Annotated in this window: 7 protein-coding genes; 1 reads left to right on the plus strand and 6 read right to left on the minus strand. The window is 48.1% G+C overall.

Annotated features, from left to right (window positions below):
• Positions 1-306: 306 nt before the first annotated feature.
• Positions 307-4371 carry a two-component regulator propeller domain-containing protein gene (locus BWI97_RS23180; protein WP_102203003.1) on the plus strand — a complete coding sequence of 1355 codons (4065 nt, stop codon included), beginning with the start codon at positions 307-309 and terminating at the stop codon, positions 4369-4371.
• 513 nt (positions 4372-4884) lie between these two features.
• Here BWI97_RS23180 and BWI97_RS23190 read toward each other — a convergent pair.
• From BWI97_RS23190 to BWI97_RS23215, 6 genes are all read right to left on the minus strand, one after another.
• Positions 4885-5973, minus strand: coding sequence for a Gfo/Idh/MocA family protein (locus tag BWI97_RS23190; RefSeq protein ID WP_102203005.1), 1089 nt, complete (start codon positions 5971-5973; stop codon positions 4885-4887).
• 174 nt (positions 5974-6147) lie between these two features.
• Positions 6148-6843, minus strand: coding sequence for a DUF1080 domain-containing protein (locus BWI97_RS23195; RefSeq protein ID WP_102203006.1), 696 nt, complete (start codon positions 6841-6843; stop codon positions 6148-6150).
• A 126-nt stretch (positions 6844-6969) separates the two neighbouring features.
• Entirely contained in the window at positions 6970-8925 is a 1956-nt protein-coding gene (locus BWI97_RS23200) for a RagB/SusD family nutrient uptake outer membrane protein (RefSeq protein WP_102203007.1), read from the minus strand.
• Between the two features lie 10 nt (positions 8926-8935).
• Positions 8936-12085 (minus strand): TonB-dependent receptor, encoded by a 3150-nt coding sequence (locus tag BWI97_RS23205; RefSeq protein WP_233207974.1) that lies wholly within the window; start codon positions 12083-12085, stop codon positions 8936-8938.
• Between the two features lie 928 nt (positions 12086-13013).
• Positions 13014-16070 (minus strand): T9SS type A sorting domain-containing protein, encoded by a 3057-nt coding sequence (locus tag BWI97_RS23210; RefSeq protein ID WP_102203008.1) that lies wholly within the window; start codon positions 16068-16070, stop codon positions 13014-13016.
• Between the two features lie 640 nt (positions 16071-16710).
• A complete protein-coding gene (locus tag BWI97_RS23215) occupies positions 16711-17778 on the minus strand; it encodes an SDR family oxidoreductase (protein ID WP_102203009.1) in 1068 nt (355 codons plus the stop codon).
• Positions 17779-17908: the final 130 nt, after the last annotated feature.

A 17908-nucleotide genomic window follows, 5' to 3' on the forward strand; every position in this document is an offset into this window, starting at 1 on the left:
TATTCAGACACCCCTACGTATGGATTCAACCGTGAAAAGAATGCTGTGGCAAATAATCCTTTCCATTACGCATTCGCCTACTAGGAAGACGGGTATTTTACACCTTCTGGCTTTTGCTGATCATTTTCACGGATTCCATAATTAGTTTAACTCATGCTATCTTACTTAAGCTATTTTCATGATTATACTAATAAATAATTATATTTGTCTTATACTCTGCCAAGCCTGTTTTTAACTTATGGATGCTACATAAGGACACCGCCTGCGATAAGCTGGGAGTTTACTATAGACGATTAACTGAGGTTCATGAACATCCTTTACAAAATTTTACTGAGTACGCTCCTTATCCTTTCCCAATTCAAGGCGTTTGGGGAATCCCAGCCGTTGATGTTTACCACGCTTACTACGAAAGATGGGCTTTCTTCAAACACCGTCGCTGCCATTCTGAAAGATCGGTACGGTCTGCTCTGGTTTGCTACGGAAGATGGACTCAATAAATACAACGGTTCCAATTTCACCGTCTACCGCCATAGCGACGCGGACCCTACCAGCTTAGGCTCCAATGATGTATCCGCTTTGCATGAGGATCGGGAAGGTCGTCTCTGGGTAGGTTCCATTGAGGGGTCGCTTCATCTGTACGACCGAAAGAAGGATTCATTCATCCGGATTAATGTCGGACTAAATGTGTATTCGATTTGTAGTGATCAGCAGGGAATGATCTGGGTTGGTACGCACTCGGGCGTTTTCAATATCGATCCTAAAACGCTAAAAATCACGACTCCCAGCGTGAATGGCTACGCATTAGGTGATGGAAAACCCTGCCGTCGTGTCTTTGAAGACCAGCAAAACCGAATCTGGATTGCCACCAATGATGGCCTGTATGTCTATCAAAAACAAACCAATCAGGTAAAAGCATTTTTTAACGATCCTCAAAATCCTAAAAGTCTGACCAGCAGTACGATCATGTCGCTTGCTCAGGACAAACGGGGAAATCTGTGGGTAGGTACCCAAAACGGACTTAACCGGCTATTACCCGATGGCAGTGGCTTTGAAACCTTTCGTTTCAAAAAAGAAGATCCCAAATCCATCAGTAATAACATCATTTACGCCATCGCGGCTGATGAGAATCATAAGTTGTGGATTTGTACGGAGATGGGGTTAAATATCCTGGACATTGAAACAGGCCAAGCGGAGCGATACCTGCCGAACCCGAACAGCCCGTATAGCCTGGCCAATAAATCCGTCAAATGCCTGTTGATTGATCCCAGGGGTATTACCTGGCTGGGCACGTATCAGGGTGGCGTCAATAAGTACGATAAAAACCTGACCCTGTTTGGTTTACAACGGAGTCGCCCCGGCGATAACGCCAGTTTGAGTGCCCCTTTTGTTACATCTTTTGCTGAAAAAGCCAACGGAGATCTGTTTATCGGAACGGACGGCGGCGGATTGAATCTATACAACCGCAAAACCAATCACTTTAATCGGGTTAATCTGTATTCAAGCGAAGGTACGCCCTTGCCCAACCTGGCCATTCTCTGTATGACGCAGGCTCCCCGTCAGCAAGTCTGGATTGGCACATTTCAGGAAGGGCTATTTTTGTTGGACGCCAATACCGGAAAAAGCCAACAATTCAAGATGGGTCCTTCCCCCACCCACCTCAATCACAATGATATTTTCTGCGTGAAAACGGACCGGCGGGGCAAGGTATGGATCGGCACGAACGGCGGGGGACTGAACTGTTATGACCCCGTCCGAAAGGAGTTTACGTACCTGAATCCGCCCTCCAAATCCAACCCTTCCCTCATTCCACTGAATGGGTACATCCGGGCTGTTGAAGAAGATAGCCACGGTAACCTCTGGATTGGATCGCTGGGAACGGGGGTTGCGGTATATAATCCGTTGACCCAGAAAGTCTTCCGTTACGACAAGGGAAACAGTCATCTTCCCAGTAACCGAATCACGGCCCTTCATTACGACCGAAAGGGAAACATGTGGGTCGGAACGAATGGCGGAGGACTCGCCCGGTTTGATTCGGCTTCCCATTCGTTTGTGCGGTATGGGGCAGAAAAAGGATTGCCCAGCAGCATCGTAAACAAAATTCTTGAAGATCAGGAAGGTAGAATCTGGGTGACTACCAATAAAGGCATCAGTAGCCTGCAACAGGGAGCCAACCGGTTTACCAATTACACCTCGCACAATGGACTTCAGGACGACATCTTTGCGTTTGGCTCGGGTATTCGTACGTCGGACAATACTTTATTTTTTGGCGGGATCCACGGATTCAATTTCCTGACTACTGGCAATATCAAGCAAAGTGCTCTGTCACACCCCATTTTATTTACGGACCTGAAAGTAGGAAACAAAACCATTACTGCCGCGGATTCCAGTATTACCTCCGAGCACATCTCACTGGCCAAGTCCATTCATCTGGATTACAAACAGAATTTTTCCATCAGCTACGCCTCTCTCAATTATACCAATGCTCATCAGAATATCTATCGGTATCGGTTAAAAGGCTACCAGGAAGAATGGTACTATGCGGGCACCACGACCGTCGCTCATTATACGAACTTAAATCCCGGCGAATACACTTTCGAAGTACAGACTACTATTCACGGCAACGTCTGGAACCCGAACGGAGCCTCGATAAAAATTGTGGTCAACCCACCCTTTTATCTCACCTACTACGCGTTTGCTTTTTACATTCTGGCAGCGGGCTTCACGATCTGGTCGCTCCGTCGTCGGGGGATTCGGAAGATCAAAAAGAAATTCGCGGAAGAGCAGCAGCAGCGGGAAGTACAGCGAATTCGGGATCTGGATCAAATGAAAATCAAGTTTCTTACCAACCTGAGCCATGAGTTCCGTACCCCCATTTCCCTGATTCTGGCTCCGCTGGAAGGTATTTTAGCCAAGAAACACGAGTCCGCCATTGACTCCCAGTTGCAGACCATCGATCGAAACTCCAAACGTCTGCTTAACCTGGTAAATCAGTTGCTGGATTTCAAGCAAATTGAACAACAGGAACAGACGCTACAGGTCTCTACCCGAAATGTGGTCGCTTTTGCCAAAGAAACCTGCGACTCCTTCCAGGATCTGTCGGAGAAAAAACACATTGATTTTGTATTCCAGAGTTTTGTACCCGATCTGGATCTTACGCTGGACTTTGATAAGATTGAACGCGTACTGTACAACTTACTTTCCAATGCCTTCAAATTCACGCCCAAGGGTGGAAAAATTAAACTCAAAGTCTTTTCTCAGGTAGACGATCGTAATCCGGACCAGCACTGGTTCTGTATTGCCGTATCGGATACGGGCATTGGCATTTCCCAGGATAAGCACCTGCACATTTTTGAACGATTCTATCAGGAAGAATCCAAAGGTTTCATCAATCAGGGCAGTGGCATTGGCTTATCGATTGCTCAGGAATTTGTATTGATGCACGGCGGAAAGCTATCCGTGGATAGTGAGCCGGGTAAAGGAAGCACGTTCATTATTTACCTGCCCCTAGCTGAGGCCTCCCAAAAGGTGTTTTTACCCGAAGAAATCGTGGAACCCAAACCCTTGCCACCGGGCAAACAGGCCCTGGGACCGAGTGGAATTGATACGGCGGACCGCATCCTGGTGGTGGAAGACAACGAAGAATTCCGGCATTTTCTGGTCGAACGCCTCAAAGGACAGTACAATGTTTTTGAAGCCGCCGATGGTCGGGAAGGCTGGCAGAAAACGCTTTCTACCCATCCGACGCTGATTATCAGCGACATCGCCATGCCACACGTGGATGGGATTGAATTCAGTCAGAAGGTAAAATCAGACAAGCGAACCAGCCATATCCCCTTGATTTTATTAACGGCCTCCACGGGAGATCAGCAGCAACTCCGGGGGCTTTTATCCGGGGCGAATGACTACCTGACGAAGCCGTTCAACTATGAGATTTTGAATGCGAAAGTAAATAATCTTCTGGCGTTAAATCGCGTTTCGAAGGGCTATTACTCCAAACGAATTAACCTGGTTTCTCCCGAGGTTGAAGTAGAATCAGCGAATGAAAAACTCCTGAAAGACATCGCCTTTTTCATTGACGAGCATATTAATAGTTCTGTACTAAGCGTAGAAAACCTGAGTAAACACGTGGGTATGAGCCGGGGATCGCTCTACAGTAAATTGCTGGAACTGACTGGAAAAACGCCCGTGGAATACATTCGATCGGTTAAGCTGGAGAAGTCCGCAACGCTGCTGGAGAAGAGTGATCTGAATATTTCGCAGATAGCTTATTCCGTAGGATTCCCGAATGCAAACTACTTCACCAAGTCTTTTAAAAGTCAGTTTAATATGCTGCCGTCGGAGTATCGGAATGCGAAGAATCTGTCGAATTAGAGGCTAATTCGTGCCTGTTGGGTATCTTATTTTGTTATTAACCTAGATCGGATTCAGTACTTCAGATAGGGCTGTTCGGTAGCCCAAAAGCCTTCCAGGCTGCACCTCTCCATGACCAACCATTCCATGGGGGCCATCCCATGGCGGCGACCGCCCGCTTTAGTCCACCGCATTGCGGCTGTCGTAGGTCGTTCAGTTGGCCCCATGGAATGGCTTCTGGGCGGGAGAGGTTTTCATTTTCTGAAGGTAATTATTTGTTAGTTGTTGGAATACAAGCAAAAGACGACATGGACGACATAAAACCGAGCCCCGTCCTATCGCGAAAAGCCGCCTTTTTTATCCGCAAAGCGGTGGCCTTGAGCAGGATAAAAAGAGCGGTGTTCGCGATACGGACTAAAAAACCAGCCGCCTGAGTAAGACAAATACCTACTTATTAAACTGTTATCAATAAATCATTGTGTAGAACATTACCTTCTCTAATCCGTCCTTACTCATTCCAAAAAGCAGAAACCCTTAAATTTTAACACTTTTGCCGGACGCTACTGATTTATAGATGGCTTCGACGACTCTGATGTCCCGCAATCCTTCTTCGCCGGGAGCAATCAGGGCCGTATTGTTCAGGATAGCCAGGCAATCCTCGTCGAGTTGTTTTGCCTGCTGATTTTTGATAGGAAAGTCGATCTTCGTTCCGTCCGACATGCTTCCTTTATTGCCCAGATAACCGGACTGGGGTTCGAGTTTCAGCCAGCCTTTCTCGTAATTCACCTGCAGATAGTTCATGTTGATGCCAAAGCTGGTTTGGCAGGCCGCCCGTGCTCCACTCGGAAAATCCAGCATGAACATCATCGTTTCTTCAACTTCCTTGTAAATATCGGGCCGCGTCGTGGAAGCTTGGGCAATGACGCTAATGGGCTCTTCGCCCGTCGCGAGTCTGGCTCCCTGTAAGGCATACACGCCCATATCGCCCATCACCCCACCGCCAAGTGCCTTGTTCTGTTTCCAGTGGTCCGTTCGGGCATCAAAGTACCCCGCAGCACTGTTGATCATTTTTACCTTACCGAACTTTTGCTCTTTGGCTACTTTCATGACTGCCTGAATATTAGGATCGTGCTGACAGCGATAGCCAATGGCCAGTTTTACTTTATTGTCGGCACAGGCTTTAATCATGGCTTCACAATCCGCCACGGAGGGAGCCATAGGTTTTTCACAAAACACGTGTTTGCCCGCTTTGGCAGCTCTGACGACAAATTCCCGGTGCATGGACGGAGGCAGCACGACGTAGACGATATCGATGTCGGGGTTATTGGCAATTTGATCGAAGTTCTGGTAGTTATAGATGTTCTTATCCGCCAGGTTATACTTCGCTTTCCATTGCTGGGCCTTGGCCGGCGTTCCGGTTACGATGCCAGCCAGATAACATTTTTCGGTCATTTGAAGGGCCGGGGCCAGTAAGTCTGTGCTGTAGTACCCCAGACCCACCAGAGCGATGCCCAGTTTTTCTTTTTTAGGTGCCGTTGCCGCCAGAAGCGGATTTCCGGAAAACAAAGTAGCCGCACCCGCCAGGGATACGGTCGTTAAGAACTGCCGTCTTTCGATTTGCATAACGGTTTTGAGTGATTGTGATGCAGAGCTTTCCGGTCTACGCCTTGCCCTACATGCCTTCGGTTTAGATTGGTGCGAAAGTTACGTATGAAGTTAAAAAAATTGACGTAAACGACTACATAAGCCGAATCTCCGTCCAGATTAAGCAGCATTCAGCAAAACGCTATCTCTCTTTTACTTTTCAAGTATCTTGATATTTTTGAACCAGACCTCATCGCCGTGATCCTGCAACAACAGGTGTCCCTGAGCGGCATCCCCGAAATCAGGGAATCCTTTGTATTTGCTGTAATTGACCAATGCTCGCCACATCTGATTATTACGCTCGTATTCAATGATTTTGACCCCGTTCAGCCAATGTTCAACATGATTGCCCTGTACCACAATCATTGCCGTGTTGAATTCCTGCGGACGGTACGGTTTGGTAGTGGGGGCCGCAATCAGATCGTATAACGAACCCAGGGTCCGGTTTCCGGCCACCCCGGCCTTCGCGTCGGGATGTCTGACGTCATCAAGTATCTGATATTCACAGCCAATACCACCCCGATTGACAAAATACTTAATGCCACTGTTGGCTCCTTCAGTTAGTTTAAAATCAGCCTTGAAAGTAAAGTTTTTGTAGGTTTTGGTCGTGATAATATCACCGCCTTTACCATCCTTGAGTACTTTCAGTACCCCCTCTTCTACGTTCCAGCCTTTGGCTGGAAAAGCGTCGGAGCCGGAGCTTTTCCAGCCAGTGGTCGTTTTGCCGTCCCACAACAACTGCCACCCCTCTGCCACTTCCTGCCGGGTTAAAGCGTTATCAGAATTTTGAGCCCAGGATGCGGTGCCAATGCTACACCACACCATCACTATACAGCCATACTTTTTCATACGTCAACTCCTTGCTACCAAACAAATGAACATCTTAGATTGAATGCTTTTAAACGAAGAAAGAGGGATACCCCTCTTTCTTCGTCCCGTCCCTGCGGACGGGCTTTCGCGGATTGGAACCTAAGCTTATAAATAACCGGGATTCTGGTAGGCAGCTTTGTCAGCAGCCGGCATATCCATGTTATCAATCTGTCCCTGAGGAATGGGTCTCAGGAAGTGATAATTTTCGATTTTCCGGGTGAATTTCACGGGTGTGTGATCGCCCACATTAGGTCCACAGATCGTGTAACTAGCGGCGATTTCTTTCCAACTCTGCGTCCGGACCAGATCATACCACCGGTAGCCTTCGCCGTAGTATTCTCTCGAACGCTCGGCCAAAATGTAGTTGAGGTCAATCGTTGCGGGAGTCGCTGCAATCATGGCTGCACTGTTGTCTACTACTTTAGCCACATTGCCCTGGTTACTCCAACGCCACTTGCCCGCCCGTGACCGGATTACATTCATGAGATCCCGGGCCGTTTTTCCGCCCTGCGTCGTTGCTCCTTTTACCGCTGCTTCCGCCGCAACAAAGTAAAGCTCCGAGAATTTGGCAATGTTGAACGGACGCGTGCTGGCAGCATTGGGCTGGCCTAATCCGCTGCCATTATCGGTACGGTACGGTCCCAGCTTCCAAAGGCCCGGATACACCAGGCGACTGATCCCACTGGGGGCTACTACGTAATCAGCCCGACCCGGCAATACGCCCACGCCCACGCTGCTTTTGTACACCGAATTCAAATAATCGATGGGTGTACCAGGATCCTGATCCAGGAAGGTCAGGATGGCATCGCCGGGACGAACCTGCAGGTTATTGGCGTTGTACAGAAATTCATTGGTAACCCCGGCTTTGGGCCAGTTACCCCGGTAAGCCGTTGTGAACGTACCATCATAACGGGAGTCGTTGGTTTTATCCGCAAACGTCTTGTTAAATACTTCATGCGGCGGGGCCATCCGTACCCAGGGACGACCCAGGGCCTGAGCCGCTTCCCGCTGAACGGAGTTAACGGTGCTGGGAGAACTCCAGTTGGTTTTTGAGCTGGTAATGCTGGTATAATTCCAGGTTAGCATCCAGCTGGCGAAGTTATCCGCATCACCACCACCGGCATACGTCAGGCTGGAGCCATTGAAAAGCTCGCTGGTTTCGGTATGGTCAGCGTACAGAAGAATTTCACTGTTCCGATCGTTCGTACCCACGTTTACGTCATAATACGTTTCCTGCAATCGAAAAGGTCCCGGATTAGCAATGGCCTGCGTCGCTACGTCGTAGGCTTTCTGGAAATACCATTGAGCATCGTGACCATCCGGATCCGTCCGGTTGGTTGCCGGATACGTGGGAATGTTGTTGGGGTTTTGCAGCCACCATCCGTACGTCAAATACGCTTTGGACAGGTAGAGGCTCGCCAGCGTTTTGGTTACGCCGCCAATCACCCGACCGCTTACGGGAAGGTCGTTTACCGCCTTTACCAGATCCGGGAAAATTACTTTGGTATACACCTCGGGCACGGTATTGCGTTTGGAAGTCCGCAGCGTAGAGATGTTGAACGCCAATTCACCCGAGCCCAGATCGAGCGGTACACCGCCGAAGGTCTGCACCAGCATAAAGTAATCAAACGCTCTGAAAAACCGGGCCTCCGCGATGAGTGCTTCAGAAATCCCTACGGCTGTCGCATTTTCAATGACACCGTTAGCCGTATTGATGTTCGGGAAGGCATTGTACCAGATGTTGCTGGCATCACTCGCCTGGGGCGTAATGAGCTGAGTACCCGAAAGATCATGCGTCTGGAAGCCACTGCCGCCGCCGCTGGCACCCCAGGTCGCTTCGTCAGTACCCGTCATGCAGGAATTGTAGAAGTAGGCGTTTCCGAAAATCCACCGTAAGTGAGCATACATGCCCGTCAAACCTCCGTATACGCCTTTCTCGGTTTTAAAGTATTCAGGCGTGTAAATAGCCCGGGGTTTTTCGTCTAATATTTTAGTGCAGCTTGAAAGCAACAGCGTCAAGGCCGCTACTGTCTTCAGATTTTTTATACGTAAACGTTTCATAGTAAGTTTTTTAAAAAGTCAGATTGACACCTACGATATAGTTTCGGGTAGACGGCGTGTTCGTGCCGATGGTCAGGATACGACGCAGTGCCGAGGACAAGGGTACCGCCGCATTTTCGTTACCGTACGAGTTGGTTTCCGGATCCATCCCTGACTCGCGGTTATACGGAGAGAACATCACAAACGGGTTCTGGGCAGTGAAGTAGAGACGAAGTGTACTCATACCTACTCTTCCCAGGACTTTGTTGCTCACGTTATAGCCCAGCGTCATGGTGCGAATTTTCAGGAAAGAAGCGTCAAAGTAGCCCAGCGTGCTGCCGTATTTCGGGTTATCACCGCCGATACCACCCGGAGCAGGATATTTGGCGTCCGTGTTTTCTGGTGTCCAGTAGTCAACGCGAACGTTGTTACCAGCCCGGGCATTCAGGTTGTTCAAATAACCTGATGATCCGTAAAGCGTACTATTCAGCAAGCCACCATTTTTGAAAACGCCAACGATGTTCAGGTCAAACCCTTTGTAGGCGACGCGGGTATTGAAACCACCCTGGAAATTGGGTTGCATATCCAGAATCTGCCGATCGGATGCATTGATGGCCCGGGTGGGTGCTCCATCTGAATTGTATTCGCCCGTGTATTTTACGCGGATCATACCCGCATTGCCACCGGGTTCATAAATATTACGGAATTGATCGTTTTCCTGCCAAAGTCCAATTTTTTCGTAATCATAAATTACGTTGATCGGATGACCCACAAACCACCAGTTTCCTTCATCCCGTTGCTGACCCGAAGCCAGAGAAACCAGCTTGTTCCGGTTGGCGTACACGTTAAATCCAACATCCCAGGTCCAGCCATTTACATTTTCCAGAACTGTACCATTCAAATTGAATTCAAAACCTTTATTCTGCGTCTGACCGATGTTGGCCGTATAGCCGCCTACGCCTGAGGTCGGTGGCAAACCTACGCCCAAGAGTACATTTTTAGTCTGCTGCTCGTAAAACTCGATCGTACCGGACAAACGATTGTTGAATGCTTTGAAATCCAGACCCAGGTTGATCGTGTTGGAAAATTCCCAGCCTAACCGTGGGTTCGGAGCATTAGACACGTAGAAACCCGTAGCGTAATTGGAATTGCCAAAGTTGTAAGGCCGGGTGGACAAAAGTCCCAGCGTTTCGTAAGGGTTTACGGCCTGATTTGAGGTTTGACCGTAACCGACCCGAAGTTTCAACTGGTTGATTTTAGTAACGCCAGCCATGAATTGCTCCTTGGAAATGTTCCATCCGGCCGAAATAGCTGGATACGCATTCCACTGGTGTCCTTTGGCCAAACGTGAGGAACCATCCGCCCGGAAGGTAACACTCAGCATGTAACGATCATCGAAGGAGTACATGACGCGTCCCATGTACGACAATAATCCCCATTGGTTATAGCCCTGATTGGCAGGGTTTACCGTGATGATTCCGTCAGCCCGGCCCAGGTTATAAAACTGGAAGGCGTCGGAAGGAATATCCCGGGCACCCACGGAAGAGGAATTGAAGGTATTCTGCTGAGCAGAGTACAAACCGACCGCATTGATCTCGTGTTTGCCGAACTTGCGATCGTAGCTTAGCAGGTTTTCAATGGCCCAGTTGAGCGTATGCGAATTGCCAATACCCGCCGTCGATACGTTGAGGGGGTTACCACTGAAAACGCCCTCTCCGGTATAGTTACCGCTGGTGCTTTGCCGGTAGTTCAAACCCAGGTTCGCCCGGTATTTCAGTCCGGTTACACCCGGAATCTGTACTTCTGCAAAAAGGGTATTGTAAGAACCATACGCCCGGGTCTGATCAATATAGCGGTCGCCTAACGCGTTGAATCGCTCCAGCGAAGGCACCCACTGTGGTCCGGAAGTTTGCTCCTGAATGATGGTTTTCATCGTACCATCCGCATTGTACGGATTTGCAATCGGCGTTCTGCCCAGGGCCATACCTACGGCAGGGCTGTTGTTGCCGTTGCTGACCGTAAAGTTGGAATTGGTTGAAAATCCAACCCGGAAATATTTGTTAATATCCTGATTGATCGAAGCCTGCAGCGAATAACGCGAAAAATCCTGAAGCGGAACTACGGCGTTTTCCCGGTAATAACCCAAGCCAAAGGAGTAGCTCCCTTTTTCAGAGCCACCTGAAACGTTAATATCGTGGCTGGACATAAGGCCGGTTCGGTACACCTTGTCCTGCCAGTCGGTATTCACGTCGTTGGATTCATCAATCGTGTTCTGAAATCGCTGAAGACTCGCCGCCCGCAGAGCAGCAAACTCCGGGCCATTCATCATCGGATATTTTGAAAAAACGGTTTTCGGGCCATGAAATCCATTGTAGGAAAACATGGCTTTCTGACCCCGTTTGCCCGTATTGGTCGTGATCAGAATAACGCCATTGGCTCCGCGGGAACCGTAAATGGCCGTTGCGGAAGCGTCCTTCAGAATATCAATGCTTTTGATGTTGTTTGCATTAATATCCGTAATCGATCCTGAGAAAGGAATGCCGTCCAGAACGATCAGAGGAGCGTTATCTGCTCGCAAAGACCGCTGACCACGGATGAGGATTTCCATCGCAGCTCCGGGTTTAGTGGAGGTCTGTGAAATCTCTACCCCTACGACTCGGCCCTGTAAGGCCTGCGTCAGGTTGGCCGCGGGTACTTCCCGCATCACATTACCGGTCACTGAAACTACCGAACCGGTCACCGCTTCCTGACGCTGCGTACCGTAGCCAACTACAACCACCTCGTCCAGTACCTTATCGTCATTCGACAGTATTACATCCACCACAGTCTGCGATCCGACCGCAACTTCTTTGGTGGCATAGCCTACCAGGGAGAAAATCAGGGCCGTGTCTCCGTCCCGGAGCGTGAGCTTAAAATTTCCGTCCTGATCCGTGGTGGTGCCGCGGGTAGTTCCTTTAATCAACACGTTTACGCCGGGTAATCCTTCGCCCGTGTCACCCGTAATCTTTCCTCTGATTTCTCTATCTACGGTATTTTTACGCAAAGGCGTAACCTTGAAATACGTTGGACTATTGGGTTCGGCCATACTGACCTGGGCCAGCAAAACCATCAATAATACTCGCAGCACCAGGGTTTTTATATTCCAGCTGCGGGTATTATGAATTGTAGAAAAATGATGCATAGTTTTTACGATTTAATTAGTTCACATCAGATTAAAAGAGCAAAATCTCCCCTGCCATTCCATTCGTTAAAATGTCTCTGTAACGTCAGTAAAAGGTGCGGGTAAAAAGTAAAGCGTTGTGTAGCTATCTCTCCCAATGAATGCGGTAAAGCGAGATTATTTCATCGAAGCAATGGGTTTAGTTAATACGTTCGTACAGGTTAAATCGAAAACTTTCATCGGTATACGTAACTAATAAGCACGAAATAAAAGTGATGGATAGGTTGCGTTGATTTTATGTATTCTTACAGGGACTTCTGATCAATCCCACTATTATTTGTCAAAATGACAATTTATTTTTTGCAATGAATGTCCCCGCTAAACACACCGGGAACTTCATAACTTTTCTGATATAATTTTTAACTAATCATTGAACAAATGTAGTTCTATCCGGAAGTTTTGCAGGAGAAGATTTGTGAAAATAAATGCTACAAATGTTCAAAAGTGGTCATTTTCATAAAAAATAGACTATAAAATTGGACGATACGGTACCACATCACCAGTCAGGCCGCCTGAATTATGGTATCGTCGTAAAAATTCTCACTTCGTACTAGCATCTTCCAAAAACGAACCTGAAACGAAAAGCCCCTCATCCAAGGGGTCGATACCCTAATCACAGTAATGGCATGGTATACACCAGCGAAGTTTCTGACGGAATATCCAAAGCTCATTCACGTTTCAGAGCATTCACCTGAATTAGAGTTTTGAATTTCAGGCACAGAATATGCATTAAGTTTTTTACCTACTAGCTTCCAAAGTATCAGCAACTGTGAAGGATTACATTCGTTTGTTTAATTCCTCGTGATTCTGTAATAAACAATAAAAAAAAGGGCAGGACTTTTCATAATTGAATCGCCCTACCCTTTTTTATACATTCCTTTATTACACTTTATTTAATGAATTTTCCTTTCAAATGATTCGCCTGGTAATGGTACATTCCCGGAGCCAGGTTTGATACGTTAATAATCTTTTGATCGGTTTGATCCAGCGAAGATTGCAAAACGGTTCGTCCTACTGCATCGATGATGACGAGCTGTCCGGTTACTTTATTTCCGTTGAAATCAATGGTTAGAAAATCCTTTACCGGATTAGGATATACTTTCACGGATGTTAGCGTTGCCTGTTGCACGGACCGAATCACGGAGTACTGATACGCTCCGTCCAGATCGATTTGCTTGAGGCGGTAATAACGGGTACCTGCCAGAAGAGACGGGTCAACCAGTCGATAATTCAGTTCCCGTACGCTGGTACCATTACCAGCAACGAAGCCGATTTTTTCGAACGTTTTTCCATCCTCACTTCTCAGTACCTCAAAGCCAAAGTTGTTCTTTTCGGCATAGGTTGTCCAATCCAGCTGGATTCCGTTTTCAACCGCTTTAGCCGTAAATCTACCCAGGCTGACGGGCAGTGGCTGATCAATCAGTTCCAGTTCCAGACTCGCTGCCGTGGTCGGTAAGCCTGGGCTCAGGTACCCGTTGAAAGCGGCTGCGGAGGGTTGAGCACCGCTCGTAACCCGACTGAATGCGGCCACCCCATTGGTGTTGGTCAGGTAGTAACTGCCCAGGGGAATCGGGATACCCACGTACACGCCGGTACTGATGCCTGCCTGCACGGCAAGTGCCAGTTGATCCTCTTTTTTGTTGGGTGAAGGGTTTACCGCCTGTTGCTTTGAAGAAGCGATCGCACCCGAGCCTTCAAATACGATGGCTCCGGATCCACTCACCAGAACGGGTGTATTGGCAGGAATTTTTCCGGTGGTAATCGCTCTTCCTACCACTTTAGAATCGGTGTATTCCAGCGTATAGGCCTTGACTCCGTTCGGAATGTCGGCTTCAAAGGGCAGTACCAGCATTTTCACGCCGTTCAAAGTACCCTGATACGTTGCCGAAATCGCCGTAAAGCCCTGGGGAGCATAATAATCGCCTCTGCCTTCGCTGAGTTCAAGTTTCGTACAGCTTTGTCCGTTCACTACGTTGGTTTTATCACTCACGGTACTGGTCTGTACATAAAACAGACTGTTCTTATTGGCCGCCAAGGCGTGCCAGTCAGTCTGAGCGGGAATATTGGTTACATTGGTAAAATCAAGCGAGGTATATGTAATGTCTTCCAGGCAATCCATCAAGTAACTATCTGCCGCACTGTACACGCCCGAGAACTTGTAGCCCCGCTCAGTACCCAAAGCCACGTATACGTCTTTGAATTTGAAGGTCAGCCGGGAGGTGGCATTGCCACTGGTAATCCCAATGATGCCCATACAACCATCGGTCAGTACATCTTCGGAAATATTCAGCACCCAGTTGAAATCGTTTCTTTTATCAAAAACAATACTGCCGTAATTTTTGGAATTTACAGCTCCCTGCTTGTTTACGTAATAAAGCGTCGTGTTGCTCGAAGAGTAATTAAAGCTGGAGGAAAGGCTTTCTACTTGAAATACCAACCGATTAAACTTGCCTCCCAGCGGCAAATACCCATTATTGGCATTCGTATTGGTACTAAACAATGGTGATGAATTCAGGAACGTAAAGGTCTTGCCACTAAGCTTATAGCCGGTACCAAACGCGGATGAAGTGGGGGTTTTGTTGTCAAGCTTCTCGTAATTAATCAGTTCACTGGTCATTTGAGACGGTTCGAAATCGCCGCTCTTGGAAAAAACGAGTGTAGTTACACTGGAGGCTTTGACGGTCACCTTGGGCCGATTGGTTTCCTGAGTAAAATCCACGTTGCTTTCAACCATACTTTCCGTCTGAGTCGTACTGATGGCTTTGCCTTCGTTGGAAAGAAAAGGTAAATCCACCGACAGATTATACGTATTCGAAGAAGGATTAATGACCTGAACTACGATTTTATCGCCCGTTTCAGAAAGGTAAGAAGACCCTCTTAACTCATTGGTGTTGTCATTCCAGCTATTCTGAATGCGGGTGTACCCGGTAACGTACTTGGCGTAATGCGAAAGAATATTTCCCCGTTTGGTCATGACTCCAGTCGTTGTACCAAATATTCCATCACCCAGAGGTCCGTAATACCGTTTGGTTGCATAATGAATCCAGGCATTGACGTTGGACAGCAGGGCCTGATTTAAGTCATTGGCAAACGAAAAACCGTCAATGGACCAGTTGAAATCCCGGGAGACTCCGTTGGTGTTCCAGTTAATGAGATACTCAGTCATCCAAACCTCTTTGCCCTGAGCCTGTACATTCAGCAAACCTGACTGAATCCCCCCATACTGGTGACCAGCGAAGATATCAAAGTGCGGCAACACCTCTGCATTGGCGAAAGCACTGGCGTAATTATTGGTAATACCTACCGTCTCGGGTGCCAGGACTTTGCACTTGATCACATTCCTATGATTTTTAAGAAAGGTGGTCATCTGATCGGGAGTCCAGATACATCCGGCATAATCAACCTGATAATCAGGCTCGTTTTGTAGTGCGATGGCTTCCAGTTCAACGCCATTTTCCCGCAGATACGTGACAAAGTCGTTGAGGTAATTGGCGTAGTCGGCGTAATGCTCCGGCTTTAGGTACACCGGCTGCCAGGCTCCGTTTGCATCCTGATAGCGGGAGGCAATGGTATTGTAGGTTTTCCACTCCGCGGGCATCGACCAGGGCGAAGCAAAAATTTTAATATTCAGGGACTGAGCCAGTTGGGCCGTTGCCAGTGCCTGCCCCCAGTTGTCTTTGCCAATGGGTATGTAGATCCGCATGATGTTGTAGCCCGCCTCACTGCCCGCTCCCCACATCTTGCGTATTTCAGCTTCGGTCATGTGGTTGTAACCAAACTGAGGACTATTGACAAAACCCCCGAAACCGGTAATTTTCTGGTACTTCTGGTCTTTGTTTACTTTCACAGTTGCCGTTCTCGACTGAGCCTGAACGGTATGGTGAAACATGGCGACTACGGCTAGCAAGACAAGCGATCTCACCAGAACAAGTAATGGTTTTTTCATAGATGGTTTATTGTAAGTAATTGTTAGTACTCAGAGGTTAATGGTTCAGGGGCCGTTCATTCAGAACGCTGAACGCTCGTTGTTGCTTGGGCAAACCACGCCACACCCGGAGGTGAACCTCCCGGCACATCGTTTAGGCCATCGGACCTGGCTTGAATTGTGTTAGCTTGAAAGGTGGGGTCTTCTGCCGTGCAGTACCCTTTGGTACGGTCGGTCTGGTCTAGGTAAAATTTTAATTCACTTTTGCCAGCGGATGCTCAGTGAGGCCTTACGTAATTGGAACTGCTTTCATCCATGTGGCTTAATCTTTCTGGTACGTTACCACTCGATTAAACCTGCATGGAACCAATAAATAATATAATTTTATCGATACAAATGTAGCGGACCTGAGCGGCAAAAGCCTGCTACAAATCGTCAAATGAATTGTCTTAATGTTCAATTACGTTCTCTGGTATATCATTACATTCTGGACGGATCAGATTGCAACCGCCGTTCTCAGCCTGAACAGCTACACATTCATCATTCGGTCACCGTTTTCCGTTATTTATCCAGTAGTACGTTCATACGCTTACTAAAAAAAGTCTGTAGCTGATCCGGGATCAACTACAGACTTTTTTTAGTAAACGTACTCGAAATTTTTTCAGGGTATGATCCGATCTTTTCTCAGGGCTTCAAATAAATCAAAGAAAGATGCTCGCGTAGACTGGTACGCGTTAAAACCCAGCGTACGACTTCTGGTCATATCAGTCATTACCTCAATGGGGCGTCCTAAATCCAGGTCCGTATGCCAGGGCGAGGCCAACCGGTCCAAATTGGATTCGCGAAGTCCATACCGCTGGGCTATCGCTTCCCAGGTCGCTCGATCCGCGGCCATTTCGGCCTCCAGTGGCCGGACACTTCCGTTAAAACCTTCTGCTTCAATAGTAAAATGGTCCGCGATTTGTTTCCACAACCAGCTCCAGCGGAAAACATCGCCATTGACAATGTTATAGGCTTGATTAGAAGCTTCGGGTGTAGTAGCCGCCCAAACCAGTTGTTTAGCCAATATCCGGGCATCGGTTACGTCAGAGAGTCCCGTCCACTGAGCTTCCGAACCCGGCCATACAAACGGACGACCTGTTTCTTTACAGAGGGTCGCATACACGGCGAGCGTAGTCCCCAGATTCATTAAATTGCCAACGGCCTTTCCAATCACTGTATGCGGTCGGTGCACACTCCAGGTAAATCCATCTCGGGCCGCAGCGGCAAAAACCTCGTCTTCCTGAGCGTAATAAAAGTTGTCAAAAGCCAATCGGGGCTGCTCCTCCCGCAAGGGTGTTTCTGGTAAGTTGCCCGCCTGTGCATAAGCCTCAAACGGCCCTAAGTAATGCTTTAACCCGGTTACCAAAGCAACGTGCTGAACGGATTGTTTTCCAGATAAGGCATTCAATACGTTACGAACCATAGTTCCATTTACCCGAATATTTTCAGCTTCGGTTTCATTTCGCATCCACGTTGTAATGAAAACGTGCGTGGGCGAAATACCTTCCAACGCCTGACCCAAGCCTTGTTCATCCAACAGATTCGCCGCCACCGGCACCACGCTTTCTACCCCTATGGAAGGGTTGCGTGCCAGCCCGTAAACGTTCCACCCCTGATCAACCAGCTCCTGGGCCAGGTTACTTCCCGTAATCCCACTCACGCCCACAATCAATGCTTTCTTTTCCATGCTAGTTATACCGCTAGTTTCGCTTCAGAGACGGACACGTAATTCTGCACATCTCTGAAAAGATTTTCCACAAAGGTACCTTTCGTAAAAAAGCAGGCTCTTGACCTTGGGCAAGAAATAGCCTTGATCT

The organism is Siphonobacter sp. BAB-5405, assembly GCF_002872335.1.
In the GTDB taxonomy this organism is placed as follows: Bacteria; Bacteroidota; Bacteroidia; order Cytophagales; family Spirosomataceae; genus Siphonobacter.

Excerpts from the sequence above, each read along its gene's own strand:
- BWI97_RS23190 (WP_102203005.1), bottom strand. The coding sequence starts at position 5,973 with ATGCAAATCGAAAGACGGCAGTTCTTAACGACCGTATCCCTGGCGGGT.
- BWI97_RS23210 (WP_102203008.1), bottom strand. The coding sequence starts at position 16,070 with ATGAAAAAACCATTACTTGTTCTGGTGAGATCGCTTGTCTTGCTAGCC.
- BWI97_RS23200 (WP_102203007.1), bottom strand. The coding sequence starts at position 8,925 with ATGAAACGTTTACGTATAAAAAATCTGAAGACAGTAGCGGCCTTGACG.
- BWI97_RS23180 (WP_102203003.1), top strand. The coding sequence starts at position 307 with ATGAACATCCTTTACAAAATTTTACTGAGTACGCTCCTTATCCTTTCC.
- BWI97_RS23215 (WP_102203009.1), bottom strand. The coding sequence starts at position 17,778 with ATGGAAAAGAAAGCATTGATTGTGGGCGTGAGTGGGATTACGGGAAGT.
- BWI97_RS23195 (WP_102203006.1), bottom strand. The coding sequence starts at position 6,843 with ATGAAAAAGTATGGCTGTATAGTGATGGTGTGGTGTAGCATTGGCACC.
- BWI97_RS23205 (WP_233207974.1), bottom strand. The coding sequence starts at position 12,085 with ATGCATCATTTTTCTACAATTCATAATACCCGCAGCTGGAATATAAAA.